Source organism: Uliginosibacterium sp. 31-16, assembly GCF_030730865.1.
In the GTDB taxonomy this organism is placed as follows: Bacteria; Pseudomonadota; Gammaproteobacteria; order Burkholderiales; family Rhodocyclaceae; genus Uliginosibacterium.
In genome coordinates this window covers 567,350-589,476 of the sequence record NZ_JAVALZ010000003.1, presented here as the reverse complement: position 1 = coordinate 589,476, position 22,127 = coordinate 567,350, and the positions used below count along the sequence as shown (strand labels likewise).

General features: G+C 56.9%; 22 protein-coding genes. 13 read left to right on the top strand and 9 right to left on the bottom strand.

Annotated elements, in window-relative coordinates; all coding sequences use genetic code 11:
- Positions 1 to 16: 16 nt before the first annotated feature.
- The gene (gene yihA / locus Q9Q94_RS14460) at positions 17 to 658 is read right to left on the bottom strand and encodes a ribosome biogenesis GTP-binding protein YihA/YsxC (RefSeq protein ID WP_305980817.1); all 642 of its coding nucleotides are present in this window, start codon (positions 656 to 658) and stop codon (positions 17 to 19) included.
- A 96-nt stretch (positions 659 to 754) separates the two neighbouring features.
- Here yihA and Q9Q94_RS14455 point away from each other — a divergent pair, with 96 nt between their 5' ends.
- Positions 755 to 1,390, top strand: a complete 636-nt coding sequence (locus Q9Q94_RS14455) for a cytochrome c (protein ID WP_305980816.1) — start codon at positions 755 to 757, stop codon at positions 1,388 to 1,390.
- Positions 1,391 to 1,461: 71 nt separating this feature from the next.
- Here Q9Q94_RS14455 and Q9Q94_RS14450 read toward each other — a convergent pair whose 3' ends face one another.
- From Q9Q94_RS14450 to ffh, 8 genes are all read right to left on the bottom strand, one after another.
- Positions 1,462 to 1,899: a type IV pilin protein gene (locus Q9Q94_RS14450; RefSeq protein ID WP_305980815.1), complete on the bottom strand. Its 438-nt coding sequence runs from the start codon at positions 1,897 to 1,899 to the stop codon at positions 1,462 to 1,464.
- A 14-nt stretch (positions 1,900 to 1,913) separates the two neighbouring features.
- The gene (locus Q9Q94_RS14445; protein ID WP_305980814.1) at positions 1,914 to 4,655 is read right to left on the bottom strand and encodes a hypothetical protein; all 2,742 of its coding nucleotides are present in this window, start codon (positions 4,653 to 4,655) and stop codon (positions 1,914 to 1,916) included.
- Positions 4,656 to 4,671: 16 nt separating this feature from the next.
- Positions 4,672 to 5,223 carry a PilX N-terminal domain-containing pilus assembly protein gene (locus Q9Q94_RS14440; RefSeq protein WP_305980813.1) on the bottom strand — a complete coding sequence of 184 codons (552 nt, stop codon included), beginning with the start codon at positions 5,221 to 5,223 and terminating at the stop codon, positions 4,672 to 4,674.
- Positions 5,220 to 6,248, bottom strand: coding sequence for a prepilin-type N-terminal cleavage/methylation domain-containing protein (locus Q9Q94_RS14435; RefSeq protein ID WP_305980812.1), 1,029 nt, complete (start codon positions 6,246 to 6,248; stop codon positions 5,220 to 5,222). The genes Q9Q94_RS14440 and Q9Q94_RS14435 overlap by 4 nt, the downstream gene beginning before the upstream one ends.
- Positions 6,238 to 6,645 (bottom strand): type IV pilus modification protein PilV, encoded by a 408-nt coding sequence (gene pilV, locus Q9Q94_RS14430; RefSeq protein ID WP_305980811.1) that lies wholly within the window; start codon positions 6,643 to 6,645, stop codon positions 6,238 to 6,240. Before pilV ends, Q9Q94_RS14435 begins: the two co-directional genes overlap by 11 nt.
- Positions 6,635 to 7,171: a Tfp pilus assembly protein FimT/FimU gene (locus Q9Q94_RS14425; RefSeq protein ID WP_305980810.1), complete on the bottom strand. Its 537-nt coding sequence runs from the start codon at positions 7,169 to 7,171 to the stop codon at positions 6,635 to 6,637. Before Q9Q94_RS14425 ends, pilV begins: the two co-directional genes overlap by 11 nt.
- Before the next feature lie 146 nt (positions 7,172 to 7,317).
- Positions 7,318 to 7,473 (bottom strand): hypothetical protein, encoded by a 156-nt coding sequence (locus Q9Q94_RS14420; RefSeq protein WP_305980809.1) that lies wholly within the window; start codon positions 7,471 to 7,473, stop codon positions 7,318 to 7,320.
- A gap of 26 nt (positions 7,474 to 7,499) precedes the next feature.
- Positions 7,500 to 8,861, bottom strand: coding sequence for a signal recognition particle protein (ffh, locus tag Q9Q94_RS14415; protein WP_305980808.1), 1,362 nt, complete (start codon positions 8,859 to 8,861; stop codon positions 7,500 to 7,502).
- Positions 8,862 to 8,929: 68 nt separating this feature from the next.
- On the opposite strand from ffh, the gene Q9Q94_RS14410 reads away from it, so the two are divergent.
- From Q9Q94_RS14410 to nudB, 12 genes are all read left to right on the top strand, one after another.
- Positions 8,930 to 9,727 carry an inner membrane protein YpjD gene (locus tag Q9Q94_RS14410; RefSeq protein WP_305980807.1) on the top strand — a complete coding sequence of 266 codons (798 nt, stop codon included), beginning with the start codon at positions 8,930 to 8,932 and terminating at the stop codon, positions 9,725 to 9,727.
- Positions 9,728 to 9,918: 191 nt separating this feature from the next.
- The gene (gene pilB, locus Q9Q94_RS14405; RefSeq protein WP_305980806.1) at positions 9,919 to 11,634 is read left to right on the top strand and encodes a type IV-A pilus assembly ATPase PilB; all 1,716 of its coding nucleotides are present in this window, start codon (positions 9,919 to 9,921) and stop codon (positions 11,632 to 11,634) included.
- A gap of 16 nt (positions 11,635 to 11,650) precedes the next feature.
- Complete coding sequence (locus tag Q9Q94_RS14400; protein ID WP_305980805.1) at positions 11,651 to 12,886, top strand: type II secretion system F family protein; 1,236 nt, start codon at positions 11,651 to 11,653, stop codon at positions 12,884 to 12,886.
- A gap of 57 nt (positions 12,887 to 12,943) precedes the next feature.
- Complete coding sequence (locus Q9Q94_RS14395) at positions 12,944 to 13,798, top strand: A24 family peptidase (RefSeq protein WP_305980804.1); 855 nt, start codon at positions 12,944 to 12,946, stop codon at positions 13,796 to 13,798.
- Positions 13,799 to 13,917: 119 nt separating this feature from the next.
- Positions 13,918 to 14,193 carry a zinc ribbon domain-containing protein gene (locus Q9Q94_RS14390; protein ID WP_305980803.1) on the top strand — a complete coding sequence of 92 codons (276 nt, stop codon included), beginning with the start codon at positions 13,918 to 13,920 and terminating at the stop codon, positions 14,191 to 14,193.
- A gap of 6 nt (positions 14,194 to 14,199) precedes the next feature.
- A complete protein-coding gene (locus tag Q9Q94_RS14385; protein WP_305980802.1) occupies positions 14,200 to 14,799 on the top strand; it encodes a DUF502 domain-containing protein in 600 nt (199 codons plus the stop codon).
- A gap of 69 nt (positions 14,800 to 14,868) precedes the next feature.
- Complete coding sequence (gene aspS, locus Q9Q94_RS14380; protein WP_305980801.1) at positions 14,869 to 16,662, top strand: aspartate--tRNA ligase; 1,794 nt, start codon at positions 14,869 to 14,871, stop codon at positions 16,660 to 16,662.
- A gap of 83 nt (positions 16,663 to 16,745) precedes the next feature.
- Positions 16,746 to 18,854 carry a S9 family peptidase gene (locus Q9Q94_RS14375; protein ID WP_305980800.1) on the top strand — a complete coding sequence of 703 codons (2,109 nt, stop codon included), beginning with the start codon at positions 16,746 to 16,748 and terminating at the stop codon, positions 18,852 to 18,854.
- Positions 18,855 to 18,926: 72 nt separating this feature from the next.
- On the top strand, positions 18,927 to 20,558 hold the full coding sequence (locus Q9Q94_RS14370; RefSeq protein ID WP_305980799.1) for a tetratricopeptide repeat-containing response regulator: 1,632 nt from the start codon (positions 18,927 to 18,929) through the stop codon (positions 20,556 to 20,558).
- 153 nt (positions 20,559 to 20,711) lie between these two features.
- Positions 20,712 to 21,026, top strand: coding sequence for a ribonuclease domain-containing protein (locus Q9Q94_RS14365; RefSeq protein ID WP_371929857.1), 315 nt, complete (start codon positions 20,712 to 20,714; stop codon positions 21,024 to 21,026).
- On the top strand, positions 21,023 to 21,478 hold the full coding sequence (locus Q9Q94_RS14360) for a barstar family protein (RefSeq protein WP_305980797.1): 456 nt from the start codon (positions 21,023 to 21,025) through the stop codon (positions 21,476 to 21,478). Before Q9Q94_RS14365 ends, Q9Q94_RS14360 begins: the two co-directional genes overlap by 4 nt.
- On the top strand, positions 21,475 to 21,933 hold the full coding sequence (gene nudB, locus Q9Q94_RS14355) for a dihydroneopterin triphosphate diphosphatase (RefSeq protein ID WP_305980796.1): 459 nt from the start codon (positions 21,475 to 21,477) through the stop codon (positions 21,931 to 21,933). Before Q9Q94_RS14360 ends, nudB begins: the two co-directional genes overlap by 4 nt.
- Positions 21,934 to 22,127 lie beyond the last annotated feature (194 nt).

Genomic DNA, 22,127 nt, shown 5'->3' with positions numbered 1-22,127 from the left:
ACAAAGGCTTCGCAGCTCACGGCTTGCTGACCCGCTGCTCATCCAGGACTTCCTCAGCCACCGGCTCGGCACTCAGCCATCCACTCACGATTTTCTCGGCTTCATCCATACCCGTCTTCTTGAGACTGGAGAAAAGCTGCACGGTAATGTTGTCTCCCCAAGCGGCCAATTCCTTGCGCACCTTGGCCAAGGTCTGCATGGCCGGGCCGCGGGTCAATTTGTCCGACTTGGTCAGCAGCACATGAATCGGCCGGCCCGTCGGCGCAAACCAGCCCAGCATCTGCTGGTCCAGTGGCGTAAGCGGATGGCGCGAATCCATGATCAGGATCAGCCCGATCAGGCTCTCACGCGAAGTCAGGTACTCCTCCAGCAGACGCACCCATTGTTTGCGGATCGCCTCCGGCACCTTGGCGTAACCATAGCCAGGCAAATCCACCAGCGCGGCCCCATTGTTCATGCGGAAAATATTGATCAGTTGGGTACGGCCCGGCGTTTTCGACACGTAAGCAAGGCGTGTATGCCCGACCAAGGTATTGATGGCGCTGGATTTGCCTGCGTTGGAACGCCCGGCAAAAGCGATCTCGGCACCGTTGGGAGCGGGCAGATCTTGCGGACGGGCGATGGAAATTTCAAAACGGGCAGCGCGGAACAGGGACATAGAGGAAACCGGAGACATGCAAATGCAGGATTCCGCGCGACGCGCGCGGCGGTATAGAATATCAGGATTCAAGAACGCCACACCTCAGAGGTGACAATGATCGCGCGCATTTCAATCCTGACGATTGCCCTGACCGTCCAGACCGCATTTGCCCAGAGTGCTCCGGCCAACAAACCGGATCTTGCCAAAGCCAAGCAAACCGCAGAGACCGTCTGCGCAGCCTGTCACGGCGCTGACGGCAACAGCATTGCGGCCACATTTCCCAAACTGGCTGGCCAGCATGAAGCTTATCTGGCCAAACAACTCAGCGAATTCAAGAGCCAGGGCGGTAAGCCCGCGCTACGCATCAACGCCAGCATGGCACCGATGGTAGCCGCATTGAGCGATGCCGACATGCGAGGACTGGCCGCCTATTTTTCACAACAAAAACAGAAGCCAGAACAAGCCAAGAACAAACAAACCGTCGAATTCGGCCAAAAACTCTGGCGCGCCGGCGACGCCAGCAAGGGCTTGCCCGCCTGCTCCGGCTGCCATGGCCCGGCCGGCATGGGCATCCCGGCCCAATACCCGCGCCTGCAAGGCCAGTATGCAGACTATATCGAAGCGCAACTCAAGGCATTCAGGGCCAATGAGCGCAACAACGACCCTGCCAGCATGATGCGCACCGTCGCCATCCGCATGACCGACGCAGAAATCAAGGCAGTGTCGGATTACGCAGCCGGACTTCGCTGAGAGTTTTCGTCGCCACAAACAACAAGGGCGCCAATTGGCGCCCTTGTCACATAGGAAGGTCCAACACCTCGTCAGAACGTGACAGTCGGGCTCGCACAGGTTTTCTGTGTCGCGGTGAAAGTGCCTGCGGTTGCTGCAGTGCATACTTTTCCATCGCATCCACACTTCGTCCCTGCCGAATTCACACCAACCCAGAGATTGAAACGCGCTGTCTGCTCGGTAACAACCAACACATACGTTCGTTTCGGAGTGTCCGTTTCCGGGTAGGCGTAATTCAGCAAATCCCCATAGGGTCCCGCCGCCTTCGTCAGATCTGCCTCGTACGCATTGCTCTGCGACACCAGACGCTCCAGCTGGCTCGCCACCTGCATTGCCCCCTCTTTCGCTTGGCCAAAGCGCGTTTTGCGCACCGAGTCGATGTAGGACGGATAGGCAATCGCCGCAATAATCCCGATGATTCCCACGACGATCATCAACTCAATCAAAGTAAAACCGGCTGGCTTCTTCATCAATATTTTCCTTATCAGAAGAAGTTGGTCAGTTCGCGCCAGTTCAAGCGCTTGGTTTGCACATTGTCATCTGAGTCAAGATGCCCACCATTGGCATCCGTAGTACCAGCCCCAGTCCCAATGTTCCCGGCCCCTGAATTGCTGCCACCGCCACTGCCTGAAGAGCTTCCCGAACCACTGGGCTTGAAACTTGAACCCGCAGAAGCCCCCCAAACTCCGTAGCGGCCTTTGAACCGTGTCAGCGTACCGCCAACAGCCTCACCCTTCCCAAGATAGTGAGAAAGGTTCGTTGCCGTAATTAGCCGATATCGAGTACCTAACAATGAGGCGGCACCGTCAACCAGTGACAAGGGACCAAACGCATAGCCACGCACATCACAGCCGGTGAAATCCTTCGTCGTGTAATACAACACGACCTTGCCGTTCATGATGTCAGCAGGTGCACTCATCCAGGCGCTGTTAGTAGCGGGAATATAAGGGACCTGCACATCCGACGACGCTCCAACACCGGTGAACCAAGCACGCGACCATGTATCGGCAAAGAACCTCAATACGCTGACCCGGTTAGCACTCTGCGCCAGCAACTGGAGGGAATTCCCCCCACCAGACACCATACGCGCCCCATTAAGATAGGTAACGGGCTCCGTCAGGCCCAGATCTACATCATTGACTCCTGGTACAACGTCACCGTTGATATCCATTTGCCACACGCGTCCCTTTGACGACCCGAAGAAAATGGAACTGTCGTTCAGGTAGATCAGATTGCTCGAAACATTGCCGAAGCTGGATGAGCTGATGGTCTTTGTTTCAACCGTACCGCTGCCATCGAGATTCCGCACAACCAGCTTGTTGCCAACGATATAGATAACCTTGTTGCCGGCCCCCACGATGGGTGCTCCGCCACCATACGGCAAGCCCGTGAATCCACCCCATGTCGCCGAGCCGGGGGAGAACTGATTGGCCCGGTAGTCGCTCCACACAACTTCTGACAGCGACGCACCGTCATTGCTGAGCAGAATCGCAAAATGCAATTGCCCGCCCAGCGCCGCACCGGTCACGTAAGTTTTGGATACCCAGGCCCCGCCCTCAAACACCGTAATCTGCGCCGAGTTGATCTGACCCCAAGGGTGTTGGCTGCGCAAAGCAGCGGAGTCACCGGTCAATGGAAGGATCTGGCGCGGAATCCAGCCCCATTGCAGATCGCCGGTCGTGCGGGATATGGAATACAGGATGCCGTCATCCGTTGCGAACAGCACGGATTGCCCGACGATCAGGGGATGAGTCCGCCAAGGAGTTCCCACCAGCGAATCCGGATCACGCCCACCAAGCTTCGCGCCGTTCTGGCAATTCGGGTTGATGATGCAATCCGCCGACCCCGTCAGCGTGCCATTGGTAAATTCCGATGCTGGCGTTGCCAGCAAGGTACGGAAGGTTTTTGCATCACTGTCCGTAAAGATCTTCGATTGCCGGTCCGCAAGCGTCATCCTGGTTGCAGCGTCCCAGACTGGCGTATCTTCCTGCGAACTATCCGCCTTGAGGCGGAAAGCCCGGAGGTGACCAGAGGTTCCTGGCGTCGATCCATCCTGGCGATAATCACTCTGCATCGCACGATAAATCAACGATCCTTCCTGCGTGATCGCATCTATCGCAGGCGGCGTAAGTGAATAGGCATCTGCTTGCAAGGTTGCCGCAGAAGTCGATTTGTAGTAAAGCTGTGTTCCAGCATTATTTTGCAGAGAAATGCTTTTCCCAAGAACCTCACCCACAACCGTTATGGGAGTGCCGTTGCTGAAGTTGATCGCACCATTCGCCACATAGACCCCTGCTGCAATCGCAAATGAGCCCTGTGTGACGAGATCGCCGTTATAGACATTGATCTGCAGGCGATCAGGATTTTGCATGGCCATATTAGCCGTGGTTTTCTCTTGAGTAGGGTCACAGTTCAGGTAATTGATGCAGACTTGCGATCCAATAGACCAGCCGCTTACGCCCCCTGTAGTAGCGTTTTTACCCAGAATATTCAGGGTAGTCAGCCCCGTACCTGAAAGATGGAGTCGGGCCGCAGAACTCAAATTAAACTCATCAATGAAATTCTTCGACGGAGTCGAAGCGGAGTCATCCTGAGCGAACGTCACCGAGTTATTGTTTGTAATTATCAGTTTCTTGATACGTACAGGCCCCGAAAAAACAATGGACCCTTGACCAGCTTCAACTGAAATCGTGTCGTAATCACCACTAGGCAACGTATATACATTGCCGGCCTTTTTGAAGGTGACGGTACGACCAGCATCAGTAATTACATGATCCCCATCTGCGGTGTTGGACAGGCTTCCTGCGTAAGTCCCCCAATACTGACTAACCGCCGTATACTTACCAAAATTAATTGAGCTTGCTGAAACCGAAAAATTGAAGCTGGATCCACTTTCCTGCCAAGCATCAAGCGGTTTGGACGCGGAAGAAACACCACTAGCAATCACAGGTGTTGTCGACTTTTCCGTATCAGAAACATAGGGATAACACTTCCCGGCCTCCGGCTCGACGTAATTTCCGTTCTTCGTCCCGACAGTCGATACCCCGTAGAAACGCAAGTTGCAGTTACCCGCAGCAATATTGATCTTCCCATCATCAAGCACAGACAACACCGATCCAAGACTGGTGTTGTTCGTACACACTGCAGCAGCCCAAGCCACAGCACTCGCCATGCCAAAGACAAGCATCGCGCCTGCGCCAAATCGTTTCAGGGTTGAGAGTTTCATCTTGGACTCCACTTTCTCAGTAAGCTTTCGATGAGGAGAGCACCACATACGTGCCCTCCTTGATGCCGCCGGCCTTGGCATAGACGGTAAAACGCGGCTGCTCGGCCGCCTTGTTGGGATTACCAGCCGCATTTCCCAGCGCAGCCCCTGGCTTGATTCCTGTGCCTTCAAACACCGCGATATAATTCAGCTGTCCATCAAGGCGCTGATCCGCCGCTGTTCCTGCAATCGAACTCGCCGTGGGCCACGGGTCAATATCAGGCAAAGTACCATCGGTGCGAACATAGAAACCCTTGCCCTTGATCCTGACTGCCTGCTCAACACTCGTTCCTGCCGCATCGACCAGCACTTGCACGGCAGTCTCCCCCTCCTTGAGCACACCTTCGGCCGCGAACAGGGCACGCTGACGGTCACTCCATCCCGCCGACCCGCGGGCCTCGGAGGTCGTCAGCGCAAAGCTTGCCGCCGCCAGCAATGACACCATGATGAGCATGATCAAGGCGACCACAAGCGCTGCGCCTCGCTGCTCGGCTGCATTCATGCGATGTTTCTTGGTGAGCTGTTTCATTGGTTTCTCAATGCAACGTTCATTTGAAGCGGAAGATAGAGGCGCCCATCCTGCGGAACGGACTGGCCATCAAAAACACCCGTTCCTGCTGCCGTGGCGGCTTTTTTCTCCGAGCGCATCAGCAACTGCGCCTTGACGCCTCGAACCTGAGCCCAATTGCTGACATCTGCAGCAGTCTTGTCTGCCTGATCCACGACACCATCACCGTCAGAGTCGATGTCATAGAGCAATACCATCGCGCTAACACGCTCGGAAACCAGAATGGGAACACCATCACGAGCACTAAGTCGGAAGAGACCTTTTTGCCCATCCGCCTGCGTCGCAATGAACCACCAGACAGTATCAAGCCGCCCAACAGTCGCTCCAGTGGCAAATACCTCGCCGAGTGTTGGATCCTTGTTGCCACCTCCTACGCCAGCCCCACCAGCAGCATGAGAAAGGGTCTCTGTTTTTGCTGACGCATCCGTTGCAACGCTGGTGACCTGAAACTTTGACCAATTCACGCAATCAGTAATGACTGCGACGTCATTGGCCTGAAAACTCTGGGTGGGCTGCTTGAGAACCAGCGCCGCACTCTGGTCGGTCATTCCACTCTTGAGTTGTGACAGGCTTCCAAATACACCTGATATGGAAACAATATCGGAATTCGTATCAAGCGCGGCTGAACGCACCGTTGCGACACCGAACGGCCCCGACGCGCTTGGGAGCGAGGTAGGCCCATCGTACCCAGCCAAACCGCCGGCGGTTTCATCAAACACGGCTGCGTTGACAAGTTTACTGATAGGAGGATTGGATACAGGCCAGCATCCGAAGTCACCAGCAGTCCGAAGATCTCGCGCCAAAGCATCAAGCACAACTCGGCCATCCGCCTGCACATCGGCCATTTCACCAGACAAGCGCATCGTCACGCGCTGGCTGGCAAAAACCGCCAGTGAACCACCCACAACGATCAGCCCGAGCACCAGAGCGATCATGAGTTCCACGAGAGAAAAGCCGCGCTGGCGGCTGAGCAGATCAGTTGTCATACATGCTGTACTTTGCGGTAACCGGGTCGCGACCGGGCGGAGTCCAAGAAATTTCCACGGTGCAGGCTTTGCTGGCACAACCGATGGAGGCATTCCCATCAGGCAGGTCGCGTTGAAGATTCATCAGCCACTCGCCAGGCCGGCCGCTGAGCCCTGCCCCAACGGAACTGCTCGTAATGCTGACCCAAGTGGTTTTGTCATTCAGTCTGTTGAAAGAAAGGGCATCAAGCGCATCCTGCGCATACGAAGCGGCTATCACTGTGTATTTCGAGTCGGCATTCAGGCGGACGCCTTCGGTCTGGAGCTTGAAAGCGCCCAGCAAGCCAATAGATAGCACTAGCACGGCAATCAGGACTTCAATCAGGGTCGAACCTTGACTGTTTTTTCTAGATGACATCAACCACCCCACCTGCGTAAATCTTGACCGTCTTGAATGTTGAGCCAGACTTCATTTCGTAGGAGACCGAGGAAATACTGTCTCCCGAACCGTTAACAATCCCGCTGCCGATGCCTGACGGCAGGAAAGTCATTACGGCGGTTGCCCCACTGCCAATCGACGTACCTTCGTAACGCTTCGTAAAATCAGCCTTGGTCAGACACGAAATAATTTCACTGCCTTGCGTGATCGCCCAAGCCGCGTCATCGCAACCCGCCACACCCACCGGAGTGCCATTCACAGTCAAGATGGTGCGACGCCCTGTATCCCGCGCCACATCTTTGGCCCTGGAAACGGCACGTTTGAGTCCATCCGACGCCATTTGAGTACGCCCTGAACGGATCTGCTCGGTAAAACCAGGGATAGCAATCACCAACAGCACAGCCATAACTGACACTGCAACCATTAGCTCGACCAAGGTAAATCCTCGCTCGCAACTTCCAACCACAGCAAAAGAAGGGGCAGGTCTTGCCTGAGTGTTGATCACTTGAGTTTCTCCCCAAAAACCTCGACTTGGCCGCTCGAAAAACCTTATTCTCGATCAACGAACTAGGGTTTACGTCTAGATAAATTCCTGTAGGCGACATCATGCTATACGCCTACACAAGCCGCAAGCGCATTTCCGACAAGAAGTTACGCATCCGCAACGACAAAAGGATGGGGGGCTGCTTTTTGCGTCACAGGCACGCCACTTAGTTTTCTTTTTTTAAGAAATACAAACCAAGCAACCATTGCCGCAGCAAGGAAAGCCGTCACTACAACCAAAAATTCGCCCAAAAGGGCAAACACTCAAGCAAACAGACGAACGGAGGGTGCTACGCCCCAGGCAACATCCCCTTGAGCCCCCCCAAACCACGCATAAGCTTGCCCATCCCGCCTTTGGAAAACTGCCTCATCATCTTCTGCATTTGCTCAAACTGATTCAGTAGCCGGTTAACCTCTTGCACCTGCACCCCAGCCCCTGAGGCAATTCGACGCTTGCGGCTAGCCTTGATCAAATCAGGGTTGGCACGCTCAAACGGAGTCATGGAATTGATAATGCCTTCGACCCGCCCCATTGCCTTCTCTTGCTCGCCCCCCTGCATTTGCTGGGCCGCCTGAGCGAACTGCGCCGGCATCTTGTCCATCAGACTGGAAAGACCGCCCATCTTGCGCATCTGGCCAATCTGCTCTTTGAAGTCATTCAGATCAAAGCCCTTGCCCTTTTTAAGCTTTTGAGCGAGATCAAGCGCTGCTTTTTCATCAACAACTGAACGCGCCTCTTCCACAAGCGAGAGAATGTCGCCCATGCCAAGAATCCGGCTAGCCATGCGATCCGGATGGAATTCATCCAGACCGGACAGTTTCTCGCCCACGCCGGTAAACTTGATCGGAGCCCCGGTAACGTAGCGCACAGACAAAGCCGCACCACCGCGCGAATCACCATCCAGCTTGGTCAGAACAACCCCGGTCAGAGGCAATGCCTCATGAAAAGCCTTGGCAGTATTGACGGCATCTTGTCCCAGCATGGCATCGACCACAAACAAGGTTTCAATCGGATTTATCGCTGCATGCAAATGCTGAATCTCAGCCATCATTTGCGCGTCGACCGTCAAACGCCCTGCTGTATCAATCAGCAGCACATCAAAATAATGTTTTTTGGCGAAATCAATGGCCGCCAGTGCAATATCCACCGGCTTTTCGGAGACCGATGATGGAAAGAACTCTGCGCCAGCCTGACCAGCCACCGTCTGCAACTGAGCAATGGCGGCAGGGCGGTAGATGTCACAAGAAACAACCAACACCTTCTTGCGCAGCCTCTCCTTCAGATATTTAGCCAGCTTCCCTACCGTCGTGGTCTTGCCCGCCCCTTGCAGACCCGCCATCAAAATCGTCGCTGGCGGCTGAGTCGCAAGATTCAATGCCGCTTGCGTACCGCCCATAACCTCAGCAAGTTGTTGCTGCACCACACCGACAAGCGCCTGACCAGGCGTAAGAGAGCCAACCACCTCTTGCCCCAAGGCTTTTTCCTTGATGCGGGCGATCAATTCCTTTACCACAGGCAAAGCCACATCAGCCTCCAGCAAGGCCATGCGCACTTCACGCAACATCTCGGCAATATTGTCTTCGGTCAGGCGAGCCTGTCCACGCAGGGTTTTGACGACGTGAGCAAGACGGTTGGTCAGGTTATCCAGCATGCAATGAGAGTCCGGCAATGGTCAGGGAGCGGGTTCCGCCGCCCCCTAATGGGCGTTAAACTAAGAGAATGGGAAACATTCTACTGTATCTGCTACCTGCCTCGCTTTATGCAGCCTTGACCATCGCCTGCATCCGGAAAAAGACTGATCGCAACGCGCTGATTCATGCATTGTTGCTGTCCGCCCTAGTTTCCCACGCATGGTCACTGGGAAACCTACTCTTTGCAGAAGACGGACTGCGCTTCGGCTTTACCGCAGCACTTTCATTGACCCTCTGGTTAGCCATGCTGATTTACAGCCTGGAAAGCCTGCTCACCCCCCTTCATCGCTTACTCAAACATGCCGCGCCCATTGCCGGATTTTCTTGCCTTCTCCCCCTGGCGATATCAGGCCACCCCCACTCGCTGCCTCTTGCAAACTGGGCATTCAAGGCGCACATCGTTGTCGCCATGCTGGCCTACAGCCTCTTTACCTTGGCAATTTTCCATGCATTGCTTCTTGCTGCAGCCGAACACAATCTTCATCGCGCAAAGCTAGGCGAAGAACGAGACACCCCTCCTTTGCTCATACTGGACAGCCTGCTCTTTCGCCTGACAAACACTGCCTTTGTGTTCCTGACGCTGACAGTAGGGTCTGGCCTGTTCTTCTCTGAACAGATATTCAATAAACCATTGATGTTGAATCACAAGGCATTTTTCGGCATAGCATCCTGGTTATTGTTCGCAACCCTGCTGATTGGTAGAAAAACTCTGGGCTGGAGAGGGAAAACCGCAACACACTGGCTTTTGGCGGGTTTCATAGCACTGGTATTAGCCTATGCAGGCACCCGTTTTGTGCTGGAGTTTTTACTAGGGCGTAGCGTCTGACCTCTTCAGTCCCAAAAGTCGATGCCGACAATGACAGTACGCCGCGAACGTTGATTTTCTGCTCGAAGCCTTGCCGCACCCGACTATCGGTGTCAAAAAAGCCACAAGGCGGTTTACAATCGAAGGTATTACGGTACAACATCAAGTAACGTGCGTAACCTATTGAAAGTCCTGAAGATAGAACTCCCCTGATGGCTGCCGTCCAACAAACTTCACTGAGCGGTCTCGCTCGAGCCTTGGTTCAGCACGGTCGATTGAACGAGACCGACGCGCAAGCATGCTCTGCACAAACAGGAAATCCCGGTGGCTTTGTAGCCGAGCTTGTACAGCGGGGATTGATGAAAACTGGCGAAATTGCAACCTTCTGTTCAACAACTTTCGGCAGCCCTTGGCTTGATTTGTCTGCCTACGACGAGACCTATGTAGCAAAGGATGCCATCGACGCCAAACTGATGGCAAAGCATCAGGTCATCGGCCTGAGCAAGCGCGGCAACAGGATTACGGTGGCGTTGGCCGATCCGACCAATTTGCGGGCACTGGACGAAATCCGTTTTCAGACAGGGTTGGCAGTAGATCCTGTTGTTGTTGAAGTCGACAAACTGACCCAGATGCTCGCCAAACTGACAGAGTCGGTTTCGTCAGCACTGAGCAACATGTCAGTCTCTGACGAATTCGACATGGAAGGCCTGATAGAGACCAACCCGGATGAAGCTCAAGCAGATACAACTGGTGCGGAAATTGACGATGCCCCGGTGGTCCGCTTCATCCAGAAGATGCTGGTCGACGCTATTAACGAAGGCGCTTCCGATATCCATTTCGAGCCTTACGAAAAGTTCTATCGCATCCGCTTTCGGACGGATGGCATCCTGCGCGAAATATCACAACCGCCCCTTGCACTAAAAGAAAAAATCGCGGCGCGGATCAAGGTTATCTCACGACTCGACATTTCGGAAAAACGAGTCCCGCAGGATGGCCGCATGAAACTGGTACTGTCAAAGAACAAAGCTATTGATTTTCGCGTATCTACCCTGCCAACCATGCATGGCGAGAAAATCGTCATGCGCATTCTTGATCCGACCAGCGCCATGCTGGGCGTAGATGCACTGGGTTATGAGCCGGAACAAAAAGCAGCACTTCTTGACGCGGTAGAGCGTCCCTACGGAATGGTACTCGTCACTGGCCCAACCGGTAGCGGCAAGACCGTCTCGCTGTACACTTGTCTGAATATCCTGAACAAACCCGGGGTCAATATTTCAACAGCTGAAGACCCGGCAGAAATCAACCTTCCCGGCATCAATCAGGTCACCATGAATGACAAGGCTGGATTGAACTTTGCCGTTTCGCTTAAAGCTTTCCTGCGCCAGGATCCTGATGTAATCATGGTCGGCGAAATTCGCGACCTGGAGACGGCTGAAATTTCGATCAAAGCTGCGCAGACGGGCCACATGGTGTTGTCGACCCTGCATACAAATGATGCACCAACCACGCTTGATCGCCTGAAAAACATGGGGGTTGCTCCATTCAACATCGCATCGAGCGTCATCCTGATCACGGCGCAACGCTTGGCTCGACGTCTGTGTTCTTGCAAAAAACCTATCGACATTCCGATGGAAGCGCTAATGCAAGCGGGCTTCTCGGAAGCGGACCTGGACGGCAGCTGGCAAGCCTATGGCCCCGTAGGCTGTGATCGCTGCAAGGGCTCCGGATATAAAGGACGCGTGGGCATCTATCAAGTCATGCCTATTTCTGAAGAGATTCAGCGCATCATCATGACAGGAGGCAACTCCATGGATATAGCAGCTCAGGCTCAACTTGAAGGGGTCAGCGATTTGCGGCAATCGGGACTGCTCAAGGTAAAGCAGGGGATGACCTCACTGACAGAAGTACTCGCAACAACTAACGAGTAATTTACGGAAAACCGACATGGCCACAGCAACCCGATCCGTCCGGCGCCCCAGCGTCGAACAAAAAGAAACTTTATTCACATGGGAAGGCAAGGACAAAAGCGGCAAGGTAATTCGGGGAGAACTCCGCGCACAAACCGAAAATGTGGTTCAGGCGACGCTGCGGCGCCAGGGAATTTCCGTCACCAAGGTCAAAAAACGCTCGTTCGGCAAAGGCTCCAGCGTCAAAGACAAAGATATCGCAGTCTTCACGCGACAGTTGGCGACGATGATGCGCGCAGGGGTACCGCTCCTTCAATCTTTTGACATTGCGATCAAGGGTTGCAGCAACCCAGCGCTCGGACGCTTGCTGAGCGACATCCGTAGCGAAGTGGAAACAGGAACAAGCCTGTCCAATTCATTACGGAAACATCCTGCGCATTTTGACGCACTCTATTGCAACCTTGTCGGAGCGGGAGAGCAATCGGGGGCACTGGAAAATCTGCTGGACCGCATCGCCATCTATCAGGAAAAGATGCTGGCGATCAAAAGCAAGATCAAATCAGCACTTTTCTATCCTATCTCGGTCATGGTCGTTGCCGGGGCAGTCACTTCGGTGATGATGATTTTTGTGATTCCTGAATTCAAAAAGGTGTTTACCAGTTTTGGTGCTGACCTCCCCGCTCCGACACTCTTTGTCATGGCAATATCGGACTTCTTTGTGTCCAATTCCCTGCTGATTTTCGGCGGAGCCATCGCAGCCGTCGTCGCTATCGTTTTTGCTTACAAGCGCTCTCCTTCAATGCAGGCTTGGGTGGATCGGGCCACTCTACAAATTCCAGTAATTGGCGACATCATCAGAAAAGCTACGATTGCACGCTGGACACGTACCCTTTCAACAATGTTTGCGGCAGGCGTTCCATTGGTGGAGGCACTTGACTCTGTGGCAGGTGCAGCAGGCAATCACGTGTACAAGGTTGCCACCAAAACCATCCAGAATGAAGTTTCCACAGGCACCAGTCTGACTGTTGCCATGCAAGGCGTTCAGGTTTTCCCGGCAATGGTTGTACAGATGGTTTCCATTGGCGAAGAATCCGGACAGCTGGATGGAATGTGTGGAAAGGTTGCCGACTTTTTCGAGCGGGAAGTAGATGACATGGTCGCGGGCTTGTCCCAGTTGCTGGAGCCGATCATCATCGTGTTCTTGGGTACGATCATTGGCGGCATGGTTGTTGCAATGTACCTGCCTATTTTCAAACTCGGCCAGGTCGTTTAAGCCCCTTTCAACCAGACAAGGCGGCGCGCATGCGCCGCCTTTATTCATTCCGAAATCATGCCCCCATCCCTGTATCTGGAGCAGCCCGTATTGCTGATCACGACAGTCCTGCTCCTTGGTTTGTGCGTCGGCAGTTTTCTCAACGTCGTCATCCATCGCATGCCCAAAATGCTGGAGCGGCAGTGGCAGACTGATGCCGCCGAATTCCGTGGCGAAACAGCGCCGGACACGCCAAAGCTCACGCTGGCAACGCCACGCTCCCGCTGCCCGCATTGCGGGCATCTGATTACTGCACTCGAGAACATACCGCTGCTGAGCTATCTGGTCCTTCGTGGCCGCTGCAGTCACTGCAAAGCCCCCATCGGCATCCGCTATCCGGTTATTGAGGTATTGACGGCGCTCCTGTCCGCCGCCGTCGCCTGGAAGTTCGGACCGACCTTGCAAACAGCAGCGGGCCTGCTTCTGATCTGGTCTCTGTTGGCACTGACATTCATCGATCTGGACACATTCCTGCTGCCTGATGACATCACGCTACCGCTGCTGTGGCTGGGTTTGCTGCTTAACCTCAATCAGATCTTCGTTCCACTTGAAGCTGCCGTAATTGGCGCAATGGCTGGTTATCTTTCTCTCTGGTCCGTTTACTGGCTTTTCAAACTGGTAACCGGCAAGGAAGGAATGGGCTACGGGGACTTCAAACTTCTGGCAGCACTTGGGGCTTTTCTGGGCTGGCAGGCACTGCCCGGAATCATCCTCCTTTCATCCGTTGTCGGCGCCTGCGTGGGCATTAGCCTGATGATTTTTGCCAAACACGGACGTGAAACCCCAATCCCCTTTGGTCCATACCTTGCTGCGGCAGGGGTATTGATGCTGTTCTTCGGTGAGACCCTGAGCAAGCTATTCCTCCCGCTCTGATCCGGCTTGAAAGACGGAGCTTCATCCCCATTTTCTTCGCGCCTTGGCCGGTGTTAATGCTGTTTGCCAGTTTTTCCAGCCGTGCCAATGCGTTAGAATCCATGGTTTAGGGGATGCACATGCCTATTTACGAATATCGTTGTGGTGACTGCGGTCATCAAAAAGACCACCTTCAGAAACATAGCGACGCACCGATCAGCAACTGCCCGGCCTGCGGCAGCAGCACTTACGCAAAACAGCTGAGTGCAGCGGGTTTCCAGCTCAAAGGCAATGGCTGGTATGCAACAGATTTCAAAAACAGCTCTTCCAGTTCGTCAAACTCGGCAACAGCCTCCTGCCCGGCGGCTCCAGACGCGCCTCCTCCCCCTTGCGCGGGCAGCTGCTCCTGCCACTGAGCCCTCATGAAGAAACATCTGATCACCGGACTGTTGGTCTGGATACCTCTCGTAATCACAGTCTGGGTTCTCAAGTCCATCGTCAGTACGCTCGACCAATCCCTGTTGCTCCTGCCACAGGCCTGGCAGCCCAACAACCTGATCGGATTCAAACTGTGGGGGTTGGGCACCCTGATCACCCTGTTGGTAGTCATCGGGACGGGGGTTGTAGCCTCCAATCTGCTTGGTCAGAGACTTGTGAAAATGTGGGAGAGTGTGCTCAACCGGATCCCCGTAGTCCGGCAGATCTACTCCAGCGTAAAGCAGGTTTCAGACACTTTGCTCGGACCGGGTGGGCAGGCTTTCCGCAAAGCACTTCTGGTGCAGTATCCACACGCAGGCAGCTGGACAATCGCCTTTCAGACAGGCACGCCCTCAGGTGAGCTGGCGCAGCATTTGCCTGCCGACTCGATCAGCGTTTATGTGCCAACAACGCCAAACCCGACATCAGGTTTTTTTCTGATGATGGCAAAAAAGGACGTGATGGAACTGGAAATGTCGGTGGATGACGCCCTGAAGTTCATCATATCCATGGGCTCGGTTGCCCCAGAAGCAGCCAGACACTGAATTCGGGCTGACAGCCGCTTTGCCAGCCTTGCACGATCAAAACAAAACACCGGATCACGGAGATCATTGATGCGTACCACTTATAGCGGCCTCGTTTCCGCCGCCCTGCTCGACCAGACTGTCACCCTTTACGGTTGGGCTCATCGCCGTCGCGACCATGGCGGTGTGATCTTCATCGACTTGCGCGACCGCGAGGGGCTGGTGCAGGTCGTCTGCGATCCGGACCGTGCCGAGACCTTCAAGATTGCGGAAGAGGTACGTAACGAGTTCTGCCTGCGCGTGACCGGCAAGGTGCGCCGCCGCCCCGAGGGCACGACCAATGCCAACCTGATCTCCGGCGAAGTCGAAGTGCTGGCACATGAACTCGAAGTGCTGAACACCTCGGTCACCCCGCCCTTCCCGCTGGATGACGAGAACCTGTCCGAAAACGTACGTCTGACGCACCGTGTGATCGACCTGCGCCGCCCGGCCATGCAGCGCAACATGATGCTGCGCTACAAGACTGCACGTGCTTTCCGCCGCTATCTGGACGACGCAGGCTTCGTGGACATCGAAACACCGATGCTCACCAAGAGCACCCCGGAAGGTGCACGCGACTATCTCGTGCCGAGCCGCGTGCATGACGGCCAGTTCTTTGCCCTGCCCCAATCGCCGCAGCTCTTCAAGCAGCTGCTGATGGTGGCCGGCTACGACCGCTACTACCAGATCACCAAGTGCTTCCGCGACGAAGACCTGCGTGCCGACCGCCAGCCGGAATTCACCCAGGTCGATATGGAAACCTCGTTCCTGAACGAGACCGAGATCACCGAGATCATGGAAAACCTGATCCGTTACGTGTTCAAGGATGCCATCGACGTCGAACTGCCGAACCCGTTCCCGCGCATCACCTACGCCGAGGCAATGGCCCGCTACGGCTCGGACAAGCCGGATCTGCGCGTGACGCTGGAACTCGTCGACGTGGCTGACGTGATGAAGGATGTGGCCTTCAAGGTCTTCGCTGGTGCCGCCAACGACCCGGCCTGCCGCGTCACCGCGCTACGCATCCCGGGTGGAGCAGCCCTGACACGTGGCGAGATCGACGGCTACACCGAGTTCGTGAAGATCTACGGTGCCAAGGGTCTGGCCTACATCAAGGTCAATGACGTCACCCAGATCAACGAAACCGGCCTGCAGTCGCCGATCGTCAAGAACCTGTCCGAAGCCTCGCTGCGCGCGGTGATCGAGCGCACCGGCGCCACCAGCGGCGACCTGATCTTCTTCGGCGCAGACAAGACCAAGATCGTCACCGACGCCCTCGGCGCCCTGCGTACCAAGATCGGCCACGAAAAGGGGCACGTCGATGGTCGCAAGTGGGCCCCGGCCTGGGTGGTCGACTTCCCGATGTTCGACTACGACGAGGAAGCCAAGCGCTGGGTCGCCTGCCACCATCCATTCACCTCGCCGAAGGATGAGCACCTCGAGCTGCTCACCACCGATCCGGGCAAGTGCCTGGCCAAGGCCTATGACCTCGCGCTCAATGGCTGGGAACTCGGCGGCGGCTCGGTGCGTATCCACCGCGCCGACGTGCAGGAGAAGGTCTTCGCCGCCCTCGGTATCGGCGAAGAAGAAGCCCAGCTCAAGTTTGGCTTCCTGCTCGACGCGCTCAAGTACGGCGCCCCGCCCCACGGCGGCCTCGCCTTCGGTCTGGACCGCATCGTGACCATGATGACCGGCGCCGAATCGATCCGCGACGTGATCGCCTTCCCGAAGACCCAGCGCGCCCAGTGTCTGCTCACCCAAGCCCCAAGCCCGGTCGACGAGAAGCAACTGCGCGAGCTGCATATCCGCCTGCGTAATGTGCAGAAGGCTGATGGCACTGCGTAAGTTGTCACAACGCTAGACCACGCAAGGGCCGCGAGGATTTTCCTTGGCGGCCCTTGTGCTTTTCAACCTCGGAACTGCCCCAGTTGAACCTCGATCTCTCGCCCACGCCGCCTGCCGCCCCGCTACGCCCGAAGAAACTCGTCGCCCACGGCCACACGCGCATCGATCCTTTCCACGGGCTGTGCAAAGTGAAGTCCGCCGAAGTGCTGGACTACCTGAAGGCCGAGAACGCCTATGCCGAAGCCGCACTGGCGCCGGTTAAACCGCTGCAGGACGCACTCTACGCCGAGATGCTGGCGCGGATTCAGGAGGCGGACCTGTCGGTGCCGGTGAAATACGGCGAATGGATGTACTACAGTCGCACGGTGCAGGGCGCGCAGTACGCCGTGCATGTACGCAAACGCATCACGCCGACGGGCTGGGAAGCATCTCCCGAGGAAATCCTGCTGGACGAAAACGTCGAGGCGACGGGCAAGGCGTTCTACGAGGTCGGCGATTACGAGATCAGCCCGTCGGGCCGCTTCCTCGCCTGGACGGAAGACACGCGTGGCCAGCGCAGCTACCGGCTGCGCGTACGCGACCTGCAGCGCGGCCGGGATCTGAAGCTCGCACACAAAGGTGTCGTCAGCCTCTCCTGGGCGGAAGACGAAGGTCTGCATCCCGAAGACCCGCGCCCCACCTTGTTCTTCGTCACGGAGGATGCGCAAACCAAGCGTGCAAGCCAATTGTGGCGGCAGGGGCCTGAAGAAGTCCAGCCGACGCGGCTCTTCGAGGAGCGCGACGAGCGTTTCAACTTGTTCGTCGCCCGCACCCGTTCGCGCGGGCTGCTGATTCTCACCTCGACCAGCCACACCACCAGCGAATCGCGCATTCTGCCCGCCGATCAGCCGCGCGGGCGCTGGCGCATCGTCGTGAAGCGCCGCGCCGGGGTGGAGTACGAAATTGATCACCACAGCGACAAGCTGTATATCCGCACGAATGACGTCGGCCCGAATTTCCGCCTGATCGAGGCGCCGCTGGCCGACTGGCAGCCCGCCAACTGGGTCGAGCGCCTACCGCAGCGCGCCGACGTGGTCCTCGAAGGCGTCGACCTCTATCGCGACTGGCTGATCGCCAGCGAACGCAAGGGCGGCGTGCCGCAACTCGCCATCACTCATCTGCCCAGCAGCGAGACGCACCACATCGCCTTCAGCGACCCGGCCTACGTGGTGGATATGGAAGATCTGCCGGAATGGGACGCACCCATCCTGCGCTACACCTACGAGTCGCTGACCACCCCGCCCTCGATCTACGACTACGATCCGCTGACGCGCCAAGCCACCCTGCTCAAGCGCCAGCCGGTGCTGGGCAATTTCGACCCGGCACATTACGCCTCGGAGCGCATCGAAGCCCGCGCTACCGACGGCACGGCCATCCCCGTCTCGCTGGTCTATCGCAAGGATCTGGCACGCAACGGTCAGGCGCCGCTGTGGCTGGACGGCTACGGCGCCTACGGCATCGTCAATGATCCGTGGTTCTCAGCCACCCGCCTGTCGCTGCTCGATCGCGGCTGGGTTTTCGCCATCGCCCACGTGCGCGGCGGCGGCGATCTGGGCCAAGCCTGGCATGAAGCCGGCAAACTCGAAGATAAGCGCAACAGCTTCACGGATTACATCGCCTGCGCGCAAACCCTGATCCAGCAAGGCTTCACCACGCAAGGCCGGATTCTCGCCAACGGCGGCAGCGCCGGCGGGCTGCTCATCGGCGCGGTGCTGAATCTGGCACCGGATCTGTTTGGTGCGGCCATCCTCGAAGTACCTTTCGTGGATGTGCTCACCACCATGCTCGACCCCAGCCTGCCACTCACCGTGGGGGAATACGAAGAATGGGGCAATCCGGCCAGCAAAGCGGCTTACAAACGCATGCTCAGCTATTCGCCCTACGACAATCTGGCCGCTCGCAACTACCCGCCGATGCTGGTCGAGGCCGGGCTGCACGACAACCAGGTGATGATCTGGGAACCGGCCAAATACGTCGCCAAGCTGCGTACCCTGAAGACCGACAGCAATCCGTTGCTCTTCCTCACCAGCATGGCGGCCGGGCATGGCGGCGCGTCCGGGCGCTACGATGCGCTGCATGAACGCGCCCGGCAAATTGCGTTTGCCCTCGCAGTCCTTCAGCCTGCAGAACCGTCCGAAAGCACAGCGCCCTAAAGAAAGCTGGCGCCCTGCCGTAGCCACAGCCAGATCAGGCGCATTTCAGCGTCTGCAGGCGACGGCGGATCCATGCCCCAGAATATTGAAGAAATCTCGGTACTGATCGTCGAGTCCAACGGTGGCATGCGCACCCAGTTGCGCAACATGCTCAGCCTGTGTGGCATAACCAAGATAGCGCTGGCAGTCTCGGCGGGTGTCGCCGTGCGCAAGCTGCGCGACCAGAATTTCGACATCATCCTGTGCGAATACCACCTGGGCGAAGGCCAGGACGGTCAGCACCTGCTCGAAGACCTGCGCAGCCACCATCTCATCCCGCTGGCCACCCTGTTTCTGATGATCACCGGCGAAAGCCAGCACGAGAAGGTCATCAGCGCCGCCGAACTGGCGCCAAACGACTACATTCTCAAGCCATTTTCATCTGACAAGCTACTCAGTCGCCTGTCGCGCGCGCTGGAAAAACGCGATCTGTTCATGCCCATTTACAAGCTGATCGAAGCGGGCAATACGCTGGAAGCGATCTCCGCCTGTCGGCAGGGTGAAACCGATAACCCCCAGTATGTAATTGATTTCATGCGCCTGCGGGCCGAACTGCACCTGATTGCCGGACAAGCCAATGAGGCGCAGGAGGCGTATCGGCAGGTCATTGAATCCAGAGTTGTCCCTTGGGCCAAGCTGGGTTTGGCCAAAACCTTCTACATGCAGAAACGCTTTGGCGAAGCAGAAGAACAGCTGCAAAGCCTGCTGGATGAGAATGCCATGTATCTGGACGCCTACGACTGGCTGGCCAAGACTCGCGAGGCATCGGGACGCATCCATGAAGCCAAGGAAACCCTGGAGGAAGCCGTCAAGGTTTCGCCACACACGGTGCGCCGCCTGCGCAAGCTTGGTGAGGTATCAGCAGAATGCGGCGACATGGAAACCGCCACAAAAATGATGACCACCGTGGTCAACAAAGGTAAGTACTCGGATTTCCGTGATCCGGAAGATCATGTCTCACTGGTCAAGGCACAACTTGGCTCGGGCGATGCGACAGGTGCTGCCAATACCCTGCGTGATCTGGAGCGCAGCATGGACGGCTTGCCCAAGACCGCTCTGTGCAAAGCCTTGAGTACCGCGATGGTCGCCACCCACGCCGGCGACACGGACAAGGCCAATGCCGCACTCGATGAAGCCATCCGCTTCAATGATCCACGGCTTGGGGCCACCGTCAGTTTGAAGAAGGATCTGGCCCGCATCTGCCTGGAGAATCAGCAGGACGACAAGGCGGCCGTTGTCATCATGGACGTGATGCGCCACGCCGCCGACGACGAGGCGGTGGAAGCCATCAAGGAAATGCTCGTCGATCTGGGCCGCCCTGAACTGGGAGCACAACTGGCCGAACGCGCACGTACCGAAGTACGCAACATCATGGCCGAAGGTGCCCAGCTTGCCCAGAGCGGAGACTACGATGGCGCCGTGCGTCAGATGCTGCAGGCTGTCGACAAATTGCCGGGCAACACCAATGTGCTGTTCAATGCCTCGCTGGCGCTGCTCAAGCATATCGAGAACATTGGCTGGAATGATCACTTCGCCAGCAACGCCAAGGATTTCATCGAGCGTGTGCGCAAGCAGGATCCGGGCAATCAACGACTGGCAGCGCTGATCAATTACTTCCACGCGCTGCTCAAAAAGAACGGCATCAAGCCCGAGCAGGTGCGCTGAGGTTCCCTCCCGGGGACCTGTCAAATAGTCAGGTCGCGCTGCTACACTCGGGTTTTCCCTGTCAGGGCACGATCCGTCATGCCTCATCCGCAAACGTTCCTGCGCACATTCCTGGTCTGGCTGCTTGTTGCCCTGCTGACATCAGGCAGTGCAATGGCCGAGGCACGCAGCTTCTGGTCCAGTCAGGATGAACTTCCATCCGTCTCGCTGCACAGTCTGCCGCCCGAAGCACGGGCCACGCTCGCCCTGATCCAGCGCGGCGGCCCCTTCCCCTATCAGCGCGATGGCGTCGTGTTCCAGAACCGTGAGCGTCGCCTGCCACGGCAGGCCCGCGGCTACTACCGCGAGTACACCGTCCCCACGCCAGGCGCTCAGGACAGAGGGGCGCGTCGCATCATTGCTGGCGAAGCGCACGAATACTATTACACCGCCAACCACTATCGAAGCTTCCAGCGGATCCAGCCATGAAGATCACCGCACAGCTCCCGGACGCCGCGCAACTGCTCCGCAAACGCGAATGCGCCGGCGTATATCAGGCCGCCGATGAGACCGCCAGTGCCCTTTTCCAGGCGGGCCCTGCAGCAGGATTCAATGTTTACCGCATCGATCTGGCCCACGCCCACGATGCCGAAAGCCTGCACCGCACCCTTGCCAAAGGCCTGCATTTTCCGGACTGGTACGGCGCCAACTGGGACGCATTGGCGGACAGTCTGGCTGACATGTCCTGGAATGAGGCCGACGGTTATCTGCTGATCCTGCAACGCGCCGAGATTCTGCAGGCCGCCGACCCGGCCTGCTTTGAGGCACTGCTTGATGTTCTCAAAGACACGGTCATGGCTTGGCAAGCCCAGAAAATGCCTTTCTGGAGCCTGCTCGTCGGGCAGCATCCGGAACTGCCGCAACTCGGAGTCCGCACTTGAGCCCCAGCTTCAAGCAACCCGTTTCGGTTCTGGTTCTGATCCACACCCCGGCGCGCCAGGTTCTGCTGATCGAGCGCGCAGCCCACCCCGGCTACTGGCAATCGGTTACGGGCAGCCGCGAAGGCGATGAGCCTCTGCGTGAAACAGCCCGCCGCGAAGTCGAGGAAGAAACCGGGCTCTGCGCGCCGGCCAGCGCATTTGAGGACTGGCACATCAGCAATCGTTTCGAGATTCTCGAACAATGGCGCCAGCGCTATGCGCCGGGCGTTACGCACAATACCGAGCACGTCTTCAGCCTGTGCCTGCCCGAACCCGTTGAAGTACGCCTGGCCCCGAACGAGCACCGCGCCCAGTGCTGGCTGAGCTGGCAGGATGCTGCACGCAAATGCTTCTCGTGGAGCAATCAGGATGCCATCCTGATGCTGCCGCGCCGCACGTCCTTCAGGCCTCTTTAGCGCCAGAATACAGACACGCCCTTGTGGCGGACCGGCGCGCGACTCCGTTCGTACCCTTCCCCGAGAGGCGCTTCTGGCGGGCCTCTCCAGCACGCATCCCCGTACGTCATCGCCCCGCCTTGCTGTGCGAGCATATAGCCTGAAGAACCAGGCCAGAAGAGGCTCTCCAGACAGGCATCGGGCCTGCCTGCAAG

Coding starts and splice junctions, on each gene's coding strand:
- Q9Q94_RS14390 (WP_305980803.1), top strand. CDS start 13,918: ATGCCTATTTACGAATATCGTTGTGGTGACTGCGGTCATCAAAAAGAC.
- Q9Q94_RS14455 (WP_305980816.1), top strand. CDS start 755: ATGATCGCGCGCATTTCAATCCTGACGATTGCCCTGACCGTCCAGACC.
- ffh (WP_305980808.1), bottom strand. CDS start 8,861: ATGCTGGATAACCTGACCAACCGTCTTGCTCACGTCGTCAAAACCCTG.
- aspS (WP_305980801.1), top strand. CDS start 14,869: ATGCGTACCACTTATAGCGGCCTCGTTTCCGCCGCCCTGCTCGACCAG.
- Q9Q94_RS14360 (WP_305980797.1), top strand. CDS start 21,023: ATGAAGATCACCGCACAGCTCCCGGACGCCGCGCAACTGCTCCGCAAA.
- Q9Q94_RS14395 (WP_305980804.1), top strand. CDS start 12,944: ATGCCCCCATCCCTGTATCTGGAGCAGCCCGTATTGCTGATCACGACA.
- pilB (WP_305980806.1), top strand. CDS start 9,919: ATGGCTGCCGTCCAACAAACTTCACTGAGCGGTCTCGCTCGAGCCTTG.
- pilV (WP_305980811.1), bottom strand. CDS start 6,645: ATGTCATCTAGAAAAAACAGTCAAGGTTCGACCCTGATTGAAGTCCTG.
- Q9Q94_RS14440 (WP_305980813.1), bottom strand. CDS start 5,223: ATGAAACAGCTCACCAAGAAACATCGCATGAATGCAGCCGAGCAGCGA.
- Q9Q94_RS14385 (WP_305980802.1), top strand. CDS start 14,200: ATGAAGAAACATCTGATCACCGGACTGTTGGTCTGGATACCTCTCGTA.
- Q9Q94_RS14370 (WP_305980799.1), top strand. CDS start 18,927: ATGCCCCAGAATATTGAAGAAATCTCGGTACTGATCGTCGAGTCCAAC.
- Q9Q94_RS14400 (WP_305980805.1), top strand. CDS start 11,651: ATGGCCACAGCAACCCGATCCGTCCGGCGCCCCAGCGTCGAACAAAAA.
- yihA (WP_305980817.1), bottom strand. CDS start 658: ATGTCCCTGTTCCGCGCTGCCCGTTTTGAAATTTCCATCGCCCGTCCG.
- Q9Q94_RS14445 (WP_305980814.1), bottom strand. CDS start 4,655: ATGAAACTCTCAACCCTGAAACGATTTGGCGCAGGCGCGATGCTTGTC.
- Q9Q94_RS14450 (WP_305980815.1), bottom strand. CDS start 1,899: ATGAAGAAGCCAGCCGGTTTTACTTTGATTGAGTTGATGATCGTCGTG.
- Q9Q94_RS14410 (WP_305980807.1), top strand. CDS start 8,930: ATGGGAAACATTCTACTGTATCTGCTACCTGCCTCGCTTTATGCAGCC.
- Q9Q94_RS14435 (WP_305980812.1), bottom strand. CDS start 6,248: ATGACAACTGATCTGCTCAGCCGCCAGCGCGGCTTTTCTCTCGTGGAA.
- Q9Q94_RS14365 (WP_371929857.1), top strand. CDS start 20,712: ATGGCCGAGGCACGCAGCTTCTGGTCCAGTCAGGATGAACTTCCATCC.